The organism is Gallaecimonas pentaromativorans, from assembly GCF_003751625.1.
In the GTDB taxonomy this organism is placed as follows: domain Bacteria; phylum Pseudomonadota; class Gammaproteobacteria; order Enterobacterales; family Gallaecimonadaceae; genus Gallaecimonas; species Gallaecimonas pentaromativorans.
The window spans coordinates 377,308-393,408 of record NZ_RJUL01000002.1 but is presented as its reverse complement, the minus strand read 5'-3'; the positions used below and the strand labels follow the sequence as shown (position 1 = coordinate 393,408).

General features: G+C 61.5%; 15 protein-coding genes. 10 read left to right on the top strand and 5 right to left on the bottom strand.

Annotated elements, in window-relative coordinates:
* Positions 1 to 122 precede the first annotated feature (122 nt).
* Positions 123 to 812: an ABC transporter ATP-binding protein gene (locus EDC28_RS04640; protein ID WP_050660858.1), complete on the top strand. Its 690-nt coding sequence runs from the start codon at positions 123 to 125 to the stop codon at positions 810 to 812.
* Positions 799 to 3,288 carry an ABC transporter permease gene (locus EDC28_RS04635; protein WP_123420823.1) on the top strand — a complete coding sequence of 830 codons (2,490 nt, stop codon included), beginning with the start codon at positions 799 to 801 and terminating at the stop codon, positions 3,286 to 3,288. The genes EDC28_RS04640 and EDC28_RS04635 overlap by 14 nt, the downstream gene beginning before the upstream one ends.
* Here EDC28_RS04635 and EDC28_RS04630 read toward each other — a convergent pair.
* Entirely contained in the window at positions 3,285 to 4,616 is a 1,332-nt protein-coding gene (locus EDC28_RS04630) for an NAD(P)/FAD-dependent oxidoreductase (protein WP_170164030.1), read from the bottom strand. The genes EDC28_RS04635 and EDC28_RS04630 overlap by 4 nt on opposite strands.
* Before the next feature lie 253 nt (positions 4,617 to 4,869).
* Between EDC28_RS04630 and EDC28_RS04625 the strand changes: the two genes are divergently transcribed.
* From EDC28_RS04625 to EDC28_RS19955, 7 genes are all read left to right on the top strand, one after another.
* Positions 4,870 to 5,304 (top strand): protein tyrosine phosphatase family protein, encoded by a 435-nt coding sequence (locus EDC28_RS04625; protein WP_050660861.1) that lies wholly within the window; start codon positions 4,870 to 4,872, stop codon positions 5,302 to 5,304.
* A complete protein-coding gene (locus EDC28_RS04620; RefSeq protein WP_123420822.1) occupies positions 5,304 to 5,504 on the top strand; it encodes a YgaP family membrane protein in 201 nt (66 codons plus the stop codon). The genes EDC28_RS04625 and EDC28_RS04620 overlap by 1 nt, the downstream gene beginning before the upstream one ends.
* Before the next feature lie 9 nt (positions 5,505 to 5,513).
* A complete protein-coding gene (locus EDC28_RS04615) occupies positions 5,514 to 6,452 on the top strand; it encodes an efflux RND transporter periplasmic adaptor subunit (RefSeq protein WP_123420821.1) in 939 nt (312 codons plus the stop codon).
* Complete coding sequence (locus EDC28_RS04610) at positions 6,445 to 9,552, top strand: efflux RND transporter permease subunit (RefSeq protein ID WP_123420820.1); 3,108 nt, start codon at positions 6,445 to 6,447, stop codon at positions 9,550 to 9,552. Before EDC28_RS04615 ends, EDC28_RS04610 begins: the two co-directional genes overlap by 8 nt.
* Positions 9,549 to 9,845, top strand: coding sequence for a metal-sensing transcriptional repressor (locus EDC28_RS04605; RefSeq protein ID WP_232338763.1), 297 nt, complete (start codon positions 9,549 to 9,551; stop codon positions 9,843 to 9,845). The genes EDC28_RS04610 and EDC28_RS04605 overlap by 4 nt, the downstream gene beginning before the upstream one ends.
* Before the next feature lie 226 nt (positions 9,846 to 10,071).
* A complete protein-coding gene (locus tag EDC28_RS04600; RefSeq protein WP_123420819.1) occupies positions 10,072 to 13,380 on the top strand; it encodes a LamG-like jellyroll fold domain-containing protein in 3,309 nt (1,102 codons plus the stop codon).
* A 131-nt stretch (positions 13,381 to 13,511) separates the two neighbouring features.
* The gene (locus EDC28_RS19955; RefSeq protein ID WP_148049802.1) at positions 13,512 to 13,721 is read left to right on the top strand and encodes a hypothetical protein; all 210 of its coding nucleotides are present in this window, start codon (positions 13,512 to 13,514) and stop codon (positions 13,719 to 13,721) included.
* On the opposite strand, the gene EDC28_RS04595 is transcribed toward EDC28_RS19955, so the two are convergent.
* Genes EDC28_RS04595 through EDC28_RS04585 form a run of 3 tightly spaced genes read right to left on the bottom strand, consistent with a single transcriptional unit; the run spans position 13,672 to position 15,155 of the window.
* Positions 13,672 to 14,280, bottom strand: coding sequence for a DUF1294 domain-containing protein (locus tag EDC28_RS04595; protein ID WP_123420818.1), 609 nt, complete (start codon positions 14,278 to 14,280; stop codon positions 13,672 to 13,674). The two genes, EDC28_RS19955 and EDC28_RS04595, sit on opposite strands and share 50 nt — an antisense overlap.
* Before the next feature lie 7 nt (positions 14,281 to 14,287).
* On the bottom strand, positions 14,288 to 14,728 hold the full coding sequence (locus EDC28_RS04590) for an acyltransferase (RefSeq protein WP_123420817.1): 441 nt from the start codon (positions 14,726 to 14,728) through the stop codon (positions 14,288 to 14,290).
* Position 14,729: 1 nt separating this feature from the next.
* Entirely contained in the window at positions 14,730 to 15,155 is a 426-nt protein-coding gene (locus EDC28_RS04585; RefSeq protein ID WP_123420816.1) for a hypothetical protein, read from the bottom strand.
* 269 nt (positions 15,156 to 15,424) lie between these two features.
* Here EDC28_RS04585 and EDC28_RS04580 point away from each other — a divergent pair, with 269 nt between their 5' ends.
* Complete coding sequence (locus EDC28_RS04580) at positions 15,425 to 15,673, top strand: DUF6489 family protein (protein WP_050660869.1); 249 nt, start codon at positions 15,425 to 15,427, stop codon at positions 15,671 to 15,673.
* Positions 15,674 to 15,677: 4 nt separating this feature from the next.
* Here EDC28_RS04580 and EDC28_RS04575 read toward each other — a convergent pair whose 3' ends face one another.
* Entirely contained in the window at positions 15,678 to 15,968 is a 291-nt protein-coding gene (locus EDC28_RS04575) for a helix-hairpin-helix domain-containing protein (protein ID WP_123420815.1), read from the bottom strand.
* Between the last annotated feature and the right edge of the window lie 133 nt (positions 15,969 to 16,101).

Genomic DNA, 16,101 nt, shown 5'->3' with positions numbered 1-16,101 from the left:
GCTATCCGGTCTGCGGCCAAATTGCATCTTAACTGCGACTAACGGCTAACAGCCGCTGCCCGCTTGGCGGCAACGGCAAAGGCGGTTAAGGTCAAATAGATGCTGCCCTACAGGATGCCCCCATGAGTAATGCCGTAATTGAAGTGCGCCAATTGGCCAAGTCTGTTGTCAGTGCCGATGGTACCGCCCTTGAGATCTTGAGCGGCGTTGAACTCAAGGTCGAGGCCGGCCAGACGCTTGCCATCATGGGCGCCTCCGGCTCCGGTAAATCGACGCTGCTTGGGCTCTTGGCGGGGTTGGACCAGCCCAGCAAAGGCTCGGTGAGCCTCTCGGGTAAAGACATGGCCAAACTCAGCGAAGATGAGCTTGCCGCCCTTCGCGCCAGTGAGCTGGGGTTTGTGTTCCAGCAGTTTTTGCTTATCCCAAGCCTGACCGCCCTTGAAAACGTGATGATGCCCGCCGAGCTCAAAGGCGACCGCGACGCCCGTCCCCGCGCCAGCGAGCTGCTGGAACGGGTGGGGCTGGGTAAACGGCTGGGGCATTTCCCGGCGCAGCTTTCCGGCGGCGAGCAGCAGCGGGTAGCCATTGCCCGCGCCTTTATCACCAACCCGGCGCTGCTTTTTGCCGACGAGCCCACCGGCAACCTCGACACCCACACCGGCGAGCACGTGGCCGACCTGTTGTTTGCCCTTAACCGCGATTTTGGTACCACCCTCATTTTGGTAACCCACGACCCGGTGCTGGCCCGGCGCTGCCAACGGGTGCTGAGCCTCAAAGACGGCCGCCTGGAGGTGCAGGATGATGCGGCCTGAGCTGATTGGCCGCTTTTTCTGGCGGGAGCTGAAACGGGCCGATGTGCTTATCATGCTGTTTGCCATCTTGCTGGCGGTGGCGTCGGTGGTGTCGCTGGCAAGGTTTTCCGAGGTGCTGAGCCAGGCCTTTAACCGCAAAGGCTCGAGCTTTTTGGCGGCCGACCTGGTGCTGCGTTACAGCCAGCCGTTACCTAAGGCCTTTAGCGCCAAAATCGAGCAAAGCGGTCTTACCCAAAGCCGCCAGACCCGCTTTTCCACCATGCTTATTCACGATGATGCCATGCAGCTTGGCGCCGTTTATGCCGTCGACAACCACTATCCGCTGCGCGGCGAGGTGAAAGTGGCCGACAGCCTCACCGGAGCGGTGCAGGTGGCAAGGGGCGGCCCGGCTCCCGGCGCCATCTGGCTGGACCCTCGGCTGGCCCAGGCCCTTGGGGTCAAACGGGGTGACAGCATCGAGGTGGGCTATGCGAGCCTTAAACTGACCCGCTTTTTGATTGAGGCGCCAGACGTGGGCCTTAACGTCTTTGCCGCCGCGCCGCCGGCGCTGATGAACCAGGCGGACCTTGCCGCGACTCGCATCATCCAGCCAGGCTCCAGGGTCAGCTGGCGCTGGCTCTTTACCGGCTCTCCCAAGGCCCTTAAAGACTTTGAAGCGAGTTTTGACGGCGAGCTGCCCCCCAGCGCCGAATTTACCGATATCAGCCGGGCCAACTCGCCCATCAGCGTGGCCCTGAAACGGGCCGACCGGTTCTTGCTGCTCTCAAGCCTGATGGGAGTGCTGCTGGCGGCGGTGGCCATCGGTGTGGCGGCGCGGCGTTTTTGCGACTCGCATATCGACACCGTGGCCCTTATCAAGGCCCTGGGAGGCTCGCGCCGCCAAGTGGTGGCACTCTTTGCCGGCCAGCTGCTATTGGTGCTGGGCACCGGCTCGCTGCTGGGCCTGGGGGTGGGCCTCGGCCTTGTCAAAGTGCTTGTCGCCCAATACGGCGACATGCTGCCCAAAGAGCTGCCCCCCGCCACCTGGGAGCCTTTATGGCTGGGGCTGGCGGTGGGCAGCATCTGCACTCTGGCGTTTGCCGCCTGGCCGCTTTGGCGGCTTTTAAAAGTGCCGCCCATCCATGTATGGCGCGAAGGGGCTGGCCAGCAAGGGCAGGGGCGGAGCCATTATCTGCTGGTTTTGGTGGCGCTCTTTGCGGCGGTGGGGCTGTTCACCCGTGACCTCAAGCTCACCCTAGCGGTGGCGGCCGGGGTTGGGGTGGCAGTGGTGGCGGTGGCGGTCGTCAGCATGGTGCTTTTAAAACTCTTGGGCCGCACCCGGCATCTGGGCGGCGCCTGGCGCCTGGCGGTGGCTGGCCTTGAGCGGCGCCGGGGCGCCACCTTGGTGCAACTGGGCAGTTTTACCCTGGCGCTGATGCTGATGATCTTGGTGCAGCTTATCAAGACCGACTTATTAGCCGATTGGCAAAAAAGCCTGCCGGAAGACGCTCCCAACTACTTTGTGGTGAACGTGGCGCCCCAGGAAGTGCAAGACGTGGAAAGCTTCCTTGGCCAGTACGGCACCCAATCGTCCGATCTCTACCCCGTGGTGCGGGCACGCTTGGTGGCCATCAATGGCGAAGAAACAAGCGAGCCCGGCGCCGAGGGCGACGACAACGCCCGTGGCGGCCGGGTAGGTATAGACAGGGAACTGAACCTCACCTGGCGCCAGGGTCTGCCGCCCCAAAATACCCTCATCGAGGGCAAGTGGTGGCCCGAGGATGACGCTCAAGGTGAGGTGTCAGTGGAGTCTGGGGTGGCCAAGCGCCTTAACCTGAAACTCGGCGACAGCGTCACCTTTCGGCTGGGGGCCGACGATTTCTCGGCCAAGGTCACCAGTATCCGCAAGGTGGACTGGCAGTCCATGCAGCCCAACTTTTTCATGATCTTCAGCCCGGCGGTGCTTAAAGACTTCCCGGCCAGTTATATCGCCAGTTTTCATCTAGACAGCCAATACCGGCCGCAGCTTGCCGAGCTGCTTCGAGGCCATCCCACCCTGACCCTGATTGACGTGGACGCCATTCTCAGCCAGATCCGAAGCCTTATTGGCCAGGTGGCGCTGGCGCTGCAATTTGTCTGGGTGCTGGTGGTGGCAGCGTCGTTGTTGGTGCTGCTGGCGGCGGTGCAGGCCAGCCTGGATGAACGGCGCCGCGACCTTGGCGTGCTGCGCACCCTTGGCGCCTCGGATAAAACCCTGTTTCGCGCCTTAGGGATAGAGTTCCTGCTGCTCGGTGCCCTGGCGGGGCTGATGGCGGGGCTGACCAGCCAGCTCAGCCTGTACTTACTGCAAACCCAGGTGCTGGAGCTACCGGTGAACCTGCATTGGTTGCTGGCGGTATCGGCCCTGGTGGGCGGCGCTATCGGCGTGGCGCTGCCAGCCCTGTTGCGGCTCTGGCCGCTTCTTAGGCGCACGCCGCTTCGGCTTATTCAGAGCTAACGGCCTACCAGCAGTAGCTCTTCCATGGCCAGCAGGATGCGCTCGACCGGCAGGTCGGGCATTTCTTCGCGAAGGCCGGCCACAATCCGCGCCGCCGGTTTGGGCACCTTGGCCAGTTCCAACAAGCGCCGGGCTACCATGCCCGGCACGAAGATGGAGGCTTTGGTCGGGCTTTGGGCACTGGAAACAATAGTGCCGGGGCTTAACGAAGGCTGGGTGGTGCGAAAGCGCCAGAAATCGGCGCCGGCCCAGCGCTGCTCGGCCTGATAAAGCTGGCCGTGGCTGCGAAGGTAATGGCTAAACTCCCGAGCCAGGCTATCGTGATAGGCCCATAAGAATTTATTCGAACCTCCCAAGCTTTCCACCACCGCTCTGGCGGCCTGAACCCCGGTGCAAAGGGCATGGCTAAGGCCGCTTTCGGCCACCGGATCGTGGGCGGCAGCGGCGTCACCGGCCGCCACTATGGGGGCGTCCATGGCCGGGCGCAGCAGCGCCGAAAAGGCCGGTTTGGCCCGAGGCGTGGGCAGTATCGGTGGGCGCTCTACCTGCGCTGCGATATGGCGGCTTTGGGCCAGCAGGGCAAACCAGCCCTGGGGGGAGGCGAGCCGATGCTTTCTCACCAGCTCCATGTCACTCATCAAGGACACCACGGTGCGCCCGTCGCTTTGGGGCACCGCGCTCCACCAGCCCCATTCATTACTCTCCACCCGCGCTGTGTCATCAGCGTCAGGGTGTTTGGGCAGCCAGTTGGAGAGGCTCAAGAGGTTGTCGTAGCGCACCCTGTTGGCGCCGGCCAGCAGCGACCAAGGCGAGGTGCGCCCAGCGGCATCTATCAGGTAGCGACAAGCGATAGTGCTGTCGCGGTTGTCTTTGTCCGTGACCTGCAACTGCCAGCCATTGACGGTGCGATGGGCCTGGCGCAGCTGGCTGCGGGTCGATACCTGGCCACCACTTGCCTTGACTTGTTCTGCCATCAGCAAATCGAAGGCCCGCCGGTTGATATGCCAGCTGTGGCCGAACTGGCCAAAATGTGGCGCGTCGTCATCGAGCCAAGGGTGGCCCCAGGCGCTTTGCTGACCCCAAAGGCTCAAGGGCTGTTGCTGGCAAAGGGGCTCCCACACCCCCAGGTATTGCAGCAGATCGCACATGCCGGCCGAAATGGCTTCGGCCACCTTTTCTTGCTGGTAATCACCCCGCTCCAGCACCAATATCGACAGCGCTGGCTGCTTTAGCAGGGTCAGGGCCGCCGCCGTACCGGCCGGGCCGCCGCCAATTACCACCACATCAAAGTAGGCGGCAGGCTCCAAAGGCAGGGCAGCGTTCATCATGGGCGCCCCCGACGGGAGGCAAAAAAGGTCACGAGTGGGGGTAAAACACGGGTGGTACTTGGGGTCATGAGTGCCGTTCCCTGACGCTGCAAAATTGCCGTGATACATCCTGTATGGCTTTGAGTGTTATTGGCATTTTGCCAATAAGCAACAAAAAAACGCCTTATTTTACCTACTTAGCATTTATACCCTATGGGGTATATTGATCTTTCCGTGCTCTCTTAATACCCTTGGGGGTATAAGGAGGTGTGCCATGTCTTTACCCGTTTCAGCTTGTCATCTGTATCAAGATGGCCTGTTCTGCGCCGGTCAGCCCTCGGCCGAGGAGCTGGCGCTGTGCGCCGAGCAGGGCGTTAAAACCGTTATCAACCTGACCTTGAATAGTGAGCAGTCTTTTGACGAGCAACGCGTGGCGGCGGGTCTTGGCCTGTGCTATCACCACCTGCCCATCGCTGGCCCCAAGGATATGAACGCCGACAATTGCCAGGCACTGCGGGCCTTGCTGGCCGAGGCGCCCAAGCCGGTGCTGCTGCACTGCGGCACGGCCAATAGGGCGGGGGGTATGTTGGCGGCCATGGCTTATCACTGCGAAGGAGAGTCCTTGGACAGTGCTCTGGCCCAGGGACGCCGTGGTGGCCTGACCATGCTTGAAGGCGCGGTGCGCCAAGCCCTTTGTGGAGGTGAATGATGAACATCGACAAACTGGTGATGGGTTTTGCCGGCGCCATGGTGCTGGTAAGCCTGCTGCTGGCCTGGCTGGTCAGTCCCTATTGGCTGTGGCTAACCGCTTTTGTGGGCGCCAATCTGCTGCAAGCGTCCTTTACCGGCTTTTGCCCCCTGGCCATGGCGCTTAAAAAGCTCGGGGTCAAGGCCGGGCAGGCCTTTTAAGGAGCCATCATGCTGCGCTACCTGTTGCTGTTGGCCATGGCGTTGCCGGCTTTTGCCCAGACCCAAACCCTGACGCTGACCGAGCAGCCTTTGCCGGAGCTGCTGCAATTGCAGGGGCTGGTAGAAGCGCGTAACAGCGCCACCGTCTCGGCCCAGACCTCGGGCCGGGTTGCCGAGGTACGGGTGGACGTGGGCGACACCGTGGCGGCCGGCGACGTTATTGTCCGCATCAATAGCATCGAGCAGTCCCAGGCGCTCGACAGAGCCAATGCCAACCTGGCGGCAAGCCTTGCCAACCAGGTGCAGGCCGAGGGCGATTGGCAGCGCGTCAGTAGCCTGGTGGCCCGCAAGCTGTTGCCCAAGGCTGACCTTGACCGGGCCCGCAGCGCCCGCGATAACGCCGATGCCGCGGTTAAAGCGGCTAAAGCGGCGGCGGCCACCGCCAGCGAGCAGCTCTCTTATACCGCTATCCGCGCGCCCTACGGCGGCGTGGTCAGTGCCCGCTTGGTGGAGCCCGGTGAGCTGGTGCAGCCGGGTACGGCGCTGATGAGCGGCTTTGATCCCGCTACTTTGCGGGTACATGTGGAGCTGCCCCAGCAACTGGCGGCGAGCGCTCGCCAATTTGGCTGGGCCAGGGTGGCCGGTAAGGTGCCAACGGCGCTGCTGTTCTTTCCCACCGCCGACAGCCTCTCGGGCACCGTGCGACTGCGCCTGGCGCTGGCGGCCGATACCCAGGCGCTGCCCGGCCAGTGGTTGGCGGTCAGCGTCAAGGTGGGGGAGCACCAGGGTCTGCTGGTACCCAAAGATTTCATCGTGCAGCAAGGGGAGCTGACCCTGGTAAAAATGCAAGACGGCAGCTGGCGGGCGGTGCGCCTGGGCGGCACCTTTGGTGAGGAAGTAGAGGTACTCAGTGGCCTTGCCGGCGGCGAGGTGATAGTCCATGGCTAAGCTTGGCATCGCCGGGCGCCTGGCGGCCTGGGGCGAGCGCTCACGGCTGACGCCGCTGCTGGCGCTCTTTGGCTTGCTGCTGGGGCTGTTGGCGGCGGCTATCACGCCGCGAGAAGAAGAGCCGCAAATTGATGTCACCATGGCCGACGTGCAGGTGGCCTATCCTGGCGCCAGGGCAGCGGCGGTAGAGAGCGAGCTGGCAACGCCCCTTGAGCAGCACCTGGCGCGGATGAGCGGTATCGACCATCTCTATTCCCAGTCCCGCCCCGGCCAAGCGCTGGTAACGGTGCAGTTCAAAGTGGGTGTGCCCAGGGCCAAGGCCCAGACCGAGCTTTTTGATGCCATGGCATCCTGGCAAGGTAGCAGCGCTTATGGCCCGCCTCTGATTAACATCCGCGGCATTGACGATGTGCCCATTCTGGCCCTGACCTTAAGCGGCGAGGGCAGTCTTAAATCCCTTGCCGATACCCTCAAAGGGCCGCTGCAAAACGTGCCGGGGGTGCGGCAGGTGCGCATTATCGGCGCCGAGCCTGAGCAAGTTGAGCTGACCTTAAAGCCCGGCGCCATGAGCAGCCTAGGGGTGGATGTGGCCAGCCTCAGCCGCGCCATTGCCGCCCAAAACCCCAGCGCCCAGGCCGGTTATCGCTTGGGGGAGGGGCTCTTGATACCGGTGCAGGCCGGCAGTTTTATCAATGACTTGGACACCCTTAACAACCTGGTGGTGGCGGTGCGTGGCGGCAAGCCGGTGCGCTTGTCGCAGCTTGCCGATATTCACCAGGGGCCTTCGGTACCCAGCCGCTATGTGTGGACCCGCGATAAGGGCCAAGCGGCGGTACCGGCCCTGACCCTTGCCATCACCAAAAAGGCTGGCGAGAACGCGGTGAGCGTCTCCCAAGCGGTGCTGGCCCGGCTTGACACCCTAAAAGCCCAGTGGCTGCCGCCAGGGCTTAAGGTAGAGGTGAGCCGTAACTACGGCCAAACCGCCAACGACAAGGCCAATACCCTTATTCATAAGCTTATTTTTGCCACCCTCTCGGTGGTGGCGCTGGTGCTGTTTGCCTTAGGAAGGCGCGAGGCGCTGGTGGTGGGCAGCGCCGTGGTGCTGACCCTGGCAGTCACCTTGTTTGCCTCCTGGGCCTGGGGTTTTACCCTCAATCGGGTGTCGTTGTTTGCGCTGATCTTTTCCATCGGCATTTTGGTGGACGACGCCATCGTGGTAGTGGAGAACATCCACCGCCACCTGGGGATGGGCAAGCCGCTGCGCAGCGCCATTCCCGGCGCTGTGGACGAAGTGGGCGGCCCCACCATCCTGGCCACCTTTACGGTGATCGCCGCGCTGCTGCCCATGGCCTTTGTGTCGGGGCTGATGGGGCCTTACATGAGCCCCATTCCCATCAACGCCTCCATGGGCATGTTGCTGTCGCTGCTTATCGCGTTGACCGTAACGCCCTGGCTGGCCCGGCATCTATTGAAAGACAGCGCAGCGCACCCAGAGCAGCCGCCTCGCGCCCAGCGCTTTTTTACCTGGCTGATGGCGCCCTTTTTGGCCCGGCGCCGCAACCGCTACCTGCTGGGCTTTGGGCTGATTGGCCTTATTGCCTTGGCGTTGGGGCTGGCGGCCGTAGAAGCGGTGGTCTTAAAAATGCTGCCCTTTGACAATAAATCCGAGCTCAAGCTGGTACTGGACATGCCAGAGGGCACCAGCCTTGAGCGCACCAATGCCGTGCTGCTGGCCATGGCCAGAAAGCTCGATGCCATAGACGAGGTGGTGGCCACTCAAATCTACGCTGGCAGCGCCGCGCCCATCGGCTTTAACGGCCTGGTGCGCCAGTATTACCTGCGCCAGCAGCCCAACCTTGGGGACATTCAAGTCACCTTGGTGGACAAACACCAGCGCCACCGCTCCAGCCATCAGCTGGCGCTGGCCATTCGCCAATTGCTCACCCCCTTGACCCAAGGCGGCGTGCTCAAGGTGGTGGAAGTGCCCCCCGGGCCGCCGGTGTTGGCGCCCATCGTGGCCGAGGTGTACGGGCCGGATAACGCCAAGGCGGCGCGCACCGTGCAGCACGCTCTGGCCGCTACCCATGGCATTGTGGATTTGGATACCACCCTGGTGGCTGATGCCCGCGAGGAGCTGTGGCAGGTTAACCGCCAAAAGGCGGCGCAGCTTGGGGTCAGCCCCGAGGCGGTTACCCAGGCCTTGCAGGGGGCGCTCGGCGGCATTACCGTCAGCCATCTCGCGCTACCCGGCCAAACCGAGCCGGTGGCGCTGACCCTGCGCCTGCCCGGCAGTTGGCAGGGGCAGCTGGCCAACCTGATGAACATCACCGTGACCAGTAGCCAAGGGGTAAGCGTGCCGGTTGGCGAGCTGATTGAGCGCCAAAGCCGGCCTTTTGCCCAGCCCCGTTATCACAAGGATCTGCGCCCGGTGGTGTACGTCACGGCGGACATGGCCGGCAAGCTCGACAGCCCCCTTTATGGCCTTTTTGCCGCCGCCGGCAAGCTCACCTTGCCGCAACGCTTTACCCACCAGCCTGACACCTGGACCGGCGCCGCCGTCAAATGGGACGGCGAATGGCAAATTACCTTTGAGACCTTTCGCGACATGGGGCTTGCCTACGCTGTGGGGCTGCTGCTGATTTATCTGTTGGTGGTGGGGCACTTTGGCAGCTACGCCACGCCGCTGGTGATCATGGCGCCGATCCCGCTTACCCTGATTGGCATCATGCCGGGCCATGCACTCCTTGGCGCCCAGTTCACCGCCACCTCGATGATCGGCATGATTGCCCTGGCGGGCATTATTGTTCGCAACTCGATTTTGCTGGTGGATGTCATTCGCCATGAGGTGGCGGCGGGCATGAGCCTGGATGAGGCAGTGGTATTTGCCGCCAGCGTGCGGGCCAAACCGATAGTGCTGACCGCCGTTGCCGCCATGCTGGGAGCAACCTTTATCCTCGATGACCCCATCTTCAATGGCCTCTCCATCAGCCTTATTTTTGGGATGGCGGTGTCGACAGTGCTGACGTTGCTGGTGATACCGCTGCTCTATGCCGCCTTGCTGCGCCGTACTGGACAGCCGAGGGCTAAGGCGGGATCATGAGCGGCACCGATCTGAGGGAAAGCGCCATGCAACCGACACCGGAACAACAAGACAAAATGCTCAAGCGCCTGGCCCGGGTGGAGGGGCAAATTCGCGGCGTGCAAAAGCTTATCCGCGAAGAGGCCGATTGCGAGAAGGTGATGCAGCAGCTCACCGCTTCCCGCAAGGCCCTGGACAAGGCCTTTTTCGAAATGATGGCCTGCGTGATTGAGGGCAACGTGCTGGATAACGGCGCGGCTGACAACGCCGAGCGCATGAGCGAAATTCGCCGCCTGCTCACCAAATACGCCTAAGCAGTAGCAATCCCTGCTAAAACGAGCGCCCTTAGGGGCGCTTTTTTATTGCCGCGCCGCGCCACCCTGCTTGTTGCAATGCTGTAAATCATCTGCAATTAATTAGTACTGTAAAATGATAATACAATATCATTTTACACATCCGTTCCTGCTAACCAGGGCCGGTGTTTTTGCAGCGAAAAATGACTTCTGTCTCTACGGAGCAGAAGCAGGAGCAGAAAATCAAATGAATACCAAAGCGTTACTTACGCTTGGCCTGCTATTGGGCCTAGGCGGGTGCGGTGGTGGCAGTTCGGCAACCGATGCCAGCACCGACAACAGCAACAGCAGTGGCGAGACGGTGCAAACCTACGCCAACCCCACCCTGGCCGGGGAGGTGAGTTTTAGCAATGTGTCGGTACACGACCCCTCCATAGTGCGGGACGATGCCGGGACTTATTACATCTTCGGTTCGCATCTGGCCGAGGCCAAGTCCAGCGACTTGATGAATTGGACCCTGCTGGCCACCGACGTCACCGACGACAACCCCCTGTTTGACACCTACAGCAGCCAGGTGGCCGAAGGCATCGCCTGGACCGGCGGCCATGTGGGCAGCTGGGCGCCGGATGTGATCAAGCTGGCCGACGGCCGCTACTACTTCTATTACGATTTTTGTGGCTCGGTAGACAGCGGCGACTGTGACAGTTCCCGCTCCTACATCGGGGTGGCGGTGTCCGACAGCATCGAAGGTCCTTACCAAAACCTGGGGCTTATTCTCAAAACCGGCATGACCGCCGCCGAGGGCACCGGCGCCGACGGCCAGGTCTATAACGGCAATCTTGACCCCAACGCCATAGACCCGGACGTCTTTTACGATAACGATGGCCAGCTGTGGATGGTGTACGGCTCTTATTCCGGCGGCATCTGGATCTTGAAAATGGACGACAGCACCGGCTTTCCGGTAGCGGGTCAAGGCTATGGCACCCACCTGACCGGCGGCTATTTCAGCGCCATCGAGGGGCCCAACATCCTCTACAACGCCGACACCGGATACTACTACCTGTTCACCTCCTTTGGCGGTTATGCCCAGAACGACGGCTATAACCTGCGGGTGTCCCGCTCCAGGGAGCCGGACGGCCCCTACCTGGATGTGGAAGGCAACGACATGATTGCCGCCTCCGGTAGTTGGAGCGCCATAGCTCCCTATGGCGAGAAGATCATGGCCGGCAACCTGTTTAAGGCCAACGCCGGTGACCCGGGCAGCGACCACGGTTATATGTCTCCCGGCCACAACTCCACCTACTATGATGCCGCCACCGGCCACTATTACCTGGTGATGCATACCCGTTTTTTGGACAGCGGTGAATACCATGAAGTGCGGGTGCACCAACTGCTGTTCAATGCCGACGGCTGGCCGGTCGCGGCGCCGCTGCGCTATGTGCCCCTGGACGGCGACAACATCGTCGATGCCGTCGACGTGCAAGGCGACTACCAGTTCATTGACCTGGGCAAAGACATCAACACCAGTGCCAAGGCGTCTGGCTACCTGAGCCTGGCGGCCGACGGCGTCATTGGCGGCCAATACAGCGGCAGTTACAGCCTGGGGGATGACAACCAGATCACCTTGATCATCGACAACCTCGGCACCTTCAAAGGGGTCTTGTCCTGGCAATACAACGACAACATCGGCCAACTGGTGCCCACCTTCAGTGCGGTGGGGGAAGACGGCGCCAACGTCTGGGGCAGCCAACTGCCGGCGGCAACCACCACGGAGGTGCTGCAAAGCATTGCCAACAGTTTGAGTTATGCCAACCAAACCAGCGCCAGCCTGACCTTGCCAACCCTTGGCAGCCGTGGCGCCACCATCAGCTGGCAGTCCAGCAACAGCGAGGTCATCGCCAGCGACGGCACCGTCACCCGCCCCAACGTGGGTGAGGGGGACCAAACTGTCACCCTGACCGCCACCATCACCCTAAACGGCCAGACCCAAACGGTGACCTTCACCATCAGGGTGCCGGCCCGTCATCAATACAACCGCAGCGCCTGGTACAGCTTTGACAGCGACTTGCGCGACCGCCTTGGCCTGCATGGGGCGGGCAGCGCCACCGGCGCTACGCCCGACAGCAGCGACGGTACAGTGCAGTTTGCCAGCGGCCTGACCGGCAACGCCTTGTGGTTGGACGGCAGCGCCGGGGTGCGCCTGCCCGATGGCCTTATCGACAGCAACCAATACACGGTGTCGCTGTGGCTGGATCCGGCGGCGCTCAGCCAATACAGCACCGCTTTTTTCGGCGCCCAGGCAACCGATAACTGGCTGAGCCTGGTGCCCTGGAGCTGGGACGGCAACACCATGCTGTGGAGCGGCAGCCAAAGCTGGTACGACGCCAGCGCCGGCCGCCAAATTGCCACCGACAGCTGGTCGCACCTGGCCTTTGCCGTGGACCATGGCCACGTCACCGTCTTTCTCAACGGCAGCGCCGTCTACAGCGGCAGCGATTTCCCGGATCTGTTCACCGGCCAGAGCGGCGTCTTTACGCTGGGGGTCAACTACTGGGATGCGCCCTATAACGGCCTGATTGACGAGCTGAAGGTCTACGATGCCGCGCTCAGCGGCGAAGAGATCACGGCGCTGGATATTGACCATGACAGCAGCAGCGAGCTGCTGGCGCTGGCGGCGGCCAAGCTCGATGTGGGCGACACCAGTGCCGTGAAAGCCAGCCTCAGCCTGCCGACGACCGGTGAATTTGCCAGTGCCATCAGCTGGCAGTCCAGTAACAGCGCGGTGTTGGCCAATGACGGCACCGTCACCCAGCCTTCGGCCAGCCAGGGCGATACCACTGTTACCCTGACCGCCACCCTCAGCCTGGATGGGCTCAGTACCAGCAAGGCCTTCTCGGTGACAGTGCGCTCTTTGGGAGCGCCAACGCCGGTGGCCGAGTATGACTTTGACAACGACGACCTAACCGACAGCCAAGGCAACTTCGCCGCCGGCACCGTGGTGGGTGCCACCCTTGGCAGCAGCGGTGGCAGCGTCAGTTACGCCAGCGGCGTGGTGGGCCAGGCCCTGGTGCTCGATGGCAGCAGCGGCGTGGCCTTGCCCAATAACCTCATCACCGACAACAGCTACAGTGTGTCGCTGTGGCTCAAGCCTTCGGCGCTCACCCAATACAGCAGCGCCTTCTTCGCTTATGCCTCGTCTGCCAGTTGGATAAGCCTGGTGCCCATGGGGGTGGATGGGGTCAGCAAGCACAGCATGCTATGGAGTGGTGAAGCCTGGTACGACACTGACATGGGCGAGCAGATCCCCACCGACAGTTGGTCGCAGTTGGCCTTTGTGGTCAACAACGGCAGCGTGGCGGTGTATCTGAACGGGGTATTGGTGTTCACCGGCAGCGGTTATCCGGACATCTTCAGCGGCGCCGACCCCACCGGCTTTGCCCTGGGGGTCAACTTCTGGGACATTCCCTACCAGGGGCTGGTCGATGAGGTGAAGATCTTTAACGACGCGCTGAGCGACAGCGATGTACTGAGCCTCTACCAGCAAGGCCAGAATTAAGGCCTGGCCGTTGACCCAGCCGGCGCATTGCGCCGGCTTTTTTATGCTGGGAAGGCCTTCCCCTTAACAACGTCGGCGCCCCGGCACCAGGCTGCACCCCCCTATGCCAGCGCCTTTTCATGGCGAGCGTCATGTGCAAGCTAGATAGCGCCGGTAGCAATGCCATTATCAGCAACGACGAATGTCCTCGCTCAGGTCCCCAAAGTGCCGCCCTGGCGGTGCAGCCCTCCGGGGCCATGGACGGCAGCGCCATGGTACTGACACGCCAGGTGGTGGAAGCCATATTAACCCTCAAAGCGGCAGCCAAAGCGTCAGCTTGTGCGGGGCCAGCAGCAGAGTGAACAAGGCGGCCAGGTTGGCTACCACCGTCAGCCAAAACACTACGCGAAAGACGGTCTTTTTTGATTTGTGGCGAAAAAAATACTGGGCCATGGCGGCGCCCGGCCAGCCCCCTGCCAGTGCCAAAAGGTGCAAGGTGTTCTCTGGGGTGCGCCAGTGGCCGCGCTTGGCGGCGTGTTTATCCCGGGCGTAGAGCGCGAAGCTGATAAAACTGGCACCGATATAAAGGCCCGCTATCGCCATCGGCACGATTTTAAGTGCCCCAAGAGCGATAATGACCAGCAAAAACACCAATCCCAAGGCCGAGCCAAAGCCGCCGCTTTTGGCCGGGCGAGGGGCAGACGCTTTTTTATCGCTGACCAGGCGCACCGCGCGCGCCTGCTGGCGGCCTTTGTCGTCTTTGACCACCTCGTAATGGATAAGGTCGCCCTCAACCGGGCGGCGGCTTGGCCCGGTAAAGGCCGAGATATGCACAAAAGCGCGTTTACCGCCGCCATTGGGCTCGACAAACCCAAAGCCTTTGTCATCGTTCCAGTTGCTAAGGCGTCCTTGGTAGCGCATGGGGTTCCTAAAAGGTCAGGCCAAGGGCCAGCACCAACGCCAGGCACAGGGCAATCAAGGTGAGATTAATCAAGGCGCGCAGCCAAAAAGGGCTGGCGCCATAGCCAAGGGGCAGGGTTTTACTGAGCGCCACCAACAGCCCCATCAGGGCAAACCAGGGCGTGAACAAAAAGGCGCCGCTGCCGCGCACCAGCATGGTGACGGCGTCGTGCAATGCGCCGCAGCCCACAAAGGTTAACCACAGCGCCAGGGCCGCTGGAATATATCGGGCCAAAGGCCGGTACAGGCGATACCCCAGGTAGTAGCTGAAAATGGGATTCCAATGGATCCAAAACCGGTCAAAGGAGCCGGCGCCAAAGGCCCGCCTTAGCATCTGGCCAAGGGAGCCTTTGGCCCCAAGCGGCAGGCCGGTGCGTTTTTTAACGTAAAGGCCGAGGCTAATGGCCATCTCAGGCGGGGTAGGCCGGTGTTTTGGCGGGCAGGGCGGCCGCGCTTCGCCAGGCCTTGATGGCGATGGCGCACAGCACCAGCGCCGAGAGGTCGATGGCGATATGGCTGTTGTCTTGGATGATCATCACTCCGACCGCCCGGTAGGTGCTTAAGGCGATAAAAACGCCCCCCAGTTTCACGCCAAGAATTTGCAGGCCATAGAGGATAGCGCTAAGGCTCAGGGCTCGGCGTTGGCGCTGTACCACCAGGTAGCCCAGCAGCACCTTTAATAGCGGCAGCACAATCAGCGTGGCACCGTGGAAACTATCGCTGGCGATGGTGTCGCTAAATGCGCTCTTGGCCTCTATCAGGCCGCCGATGGCATCGAGAAACAGCAGGCCGGCCATTACCTTGGTCCAGGGGGTGTGGCGTGAAAAACGGTTCATGGCGTCTCCTTGTTATTGTTTTGACTCTACCGCGAGTGGCTGCCCAGCGGGAAATGCGAAGGGTTTCAAAGTGTTTAAAAAGCGCAACCAGCTTAAAAGGCAGCGGCGCCAGCAGCAGCGCGGCGGTTAGCCAAAAGGCGAGCATCCATAGCATTGGCATTCCTTCTTGCGGTTTACCATTTTTCTTTTACCAACAACCGCTTGCATTGCCAAGGTTGTGGGTATGCACTAGCTTGAAGGCAGGTTTTTTATCCAAAAGGGAAGCTGATATGAAGATCACCATCAACGTGGAATGCACCCCTGAAGAAGCCCGGGCATTTTTGGGGCTGCCAGATCTCAAGCCGCTGCAGGCCTCGATGATGGCCGAATTTGAAGAGCGGCTACGCACCGGCCTTAATGAAATGGACCCCCAGGCTCTGGCCAAAAACTGGTTTGGCGGCGCCAACATGAAGGCCTTCGAGGAGATGCAAAAAGCGTTCTGGGCCCAGATGATGGGCAAGGCCGGTAAAGGGGAATAAGCCGTTACAGCGCCGGGTATAGGCGCTTTCGCTGCGCGGTAAAGGCCCACCAGGGCTGGGGTTCGCCCCCTGCCATAAAGTCGGTCACCGACATCAGCACGTCCAGCACGCAAGGGTCCTGGCGGCTGGCGGTCAGCTGGCAAAGGCGCTGATACAGCACCAAAGGGTCTTGGCCTGTTACATCTTCCGGCTTAAAAATGCCCAAGAGGCGCAAGTCCTCGGCCGAGGCTTTGCCAATATTGGGTAAATCGGTGAGGCGACTGAGGTTATCCCGAGACACTTTGGCGGGGTTCATCCATTGGCTCCAGCCCTTTTAAAGGGGCACTGTCGTTAAAAAGCACCGGCTATCTTCCAAAGACCCAGCAGCGGTAAAACCACCGCCCAAATAAAGAGCGCTGGCAGCACAAATATCCCCATTTACGGCTCAG

Bases quoted from the DNA above. Each gene is read 5' to 3' on its own strand.
- EDC28_RS04640 (WP_050660858.1), top strand. From the start codon at position 123: ATGAGTAATGCCGTAATTGAAGTGCGCCAATTGGCCAAGTCTGTTGTC.
- EDC28_RS04625 (WP_050660861.1), top strand. From the start codon at position 4,870: ATGTCTTTACCCGTTTCAGCTTGTCATCTGTATCAAGATGGCCTGTTC.
- EDC28_RS04605 (WP_232338763.1), top strand. From the start codon at position 9,549: ATGAGCGGCACCGATCTGAGGGAAAGCGCCATGCAACCGACACCGGAA.
- EDC28_RS19955 (WP_148049802.1), top strand. From the start codon at position 13,512: ATGTGCAAGCTAGATAGCGCCGGTAGCAATGCCATTATCAGCAACGAC.
- EDC28_RS04635 (WP_123420823.1), top strand. From the start codon at position 799: ATGATGCGGCCTGAGCTGATTGGCCGCTTTTTCTGGCGGGAGCTGAAA.
- EDC28_RS04630 (WP_170164030.1), bottom strand. From the start codon at position 4,616: ATGATGAACGCTGCCCTGCCTTTGGAGCCTGCCGCCTACTTTGATGTG.
- EDC28_RS04615 (WP_123420821.1), top strand. From the start codon at position 5,514: ATGCTGCGCTACCTGTTGCTGTTGGCCATGGCGTTGCCGGCTTTTGCC.
- EDC28_RS04575 (WP_123420815.1), bottom strand. From the start codon at position 15,968: ATGAACCCCGCCAAAGTGTCTCGGGATAACCTCAGTCGCCTCACCGAT.
- EDC28_RS04595 (WP_123420818.1), bottom strand. From the start codon at position 14,280: ATGCGCTACCAAGGACGCCTTAGCAACTGGAACGATGACAAAGGCTTT.
- EDC28_RS04585 (WP_123420816.1), bottom strand. From the start codon at position 15,155: ATGAACCGTTTTTCACGCCACACCCCCTGGACCAAGGTAATGGCCGGC.
- EDC28_RS04580 (WP_050660869.1), top strand. From the start codon at position 15,425: ATGAAGATCACCATCAACGTGGAATGCACCCCTGAAGAAGCCCGGGCA.
- EDC28_RS04620 (WP_123420822.1), top strand. From the start codon at position 5,304: ATGAACATCGACAAACTGGTGATGGGTTTTGCCGGCGCCATGGTGCTG.
- EDC28_RS04600 (WP_123420819.1), top strand. From the start codon at position 10,072: ATGAATACCAAAGCGTTACTTACGCTTGGCCTGCTATTGGGCCTAGGC.
- EDC28_RS04590 (WP_123420817.1), bottom strand. From the start codon at position 14,728: ATGGCCATTAGCCTCGGCCTTTACGTTAAAAAACGCACCGGCCTGCCG.
- EDC28_RS04610 (WP_123420820.1), top strand. From the start codon at position 6,445: ATGGCTAAGCTTGGCATCGCCGGGCGCCTGGCGGCCTGGGGCGAGCGC.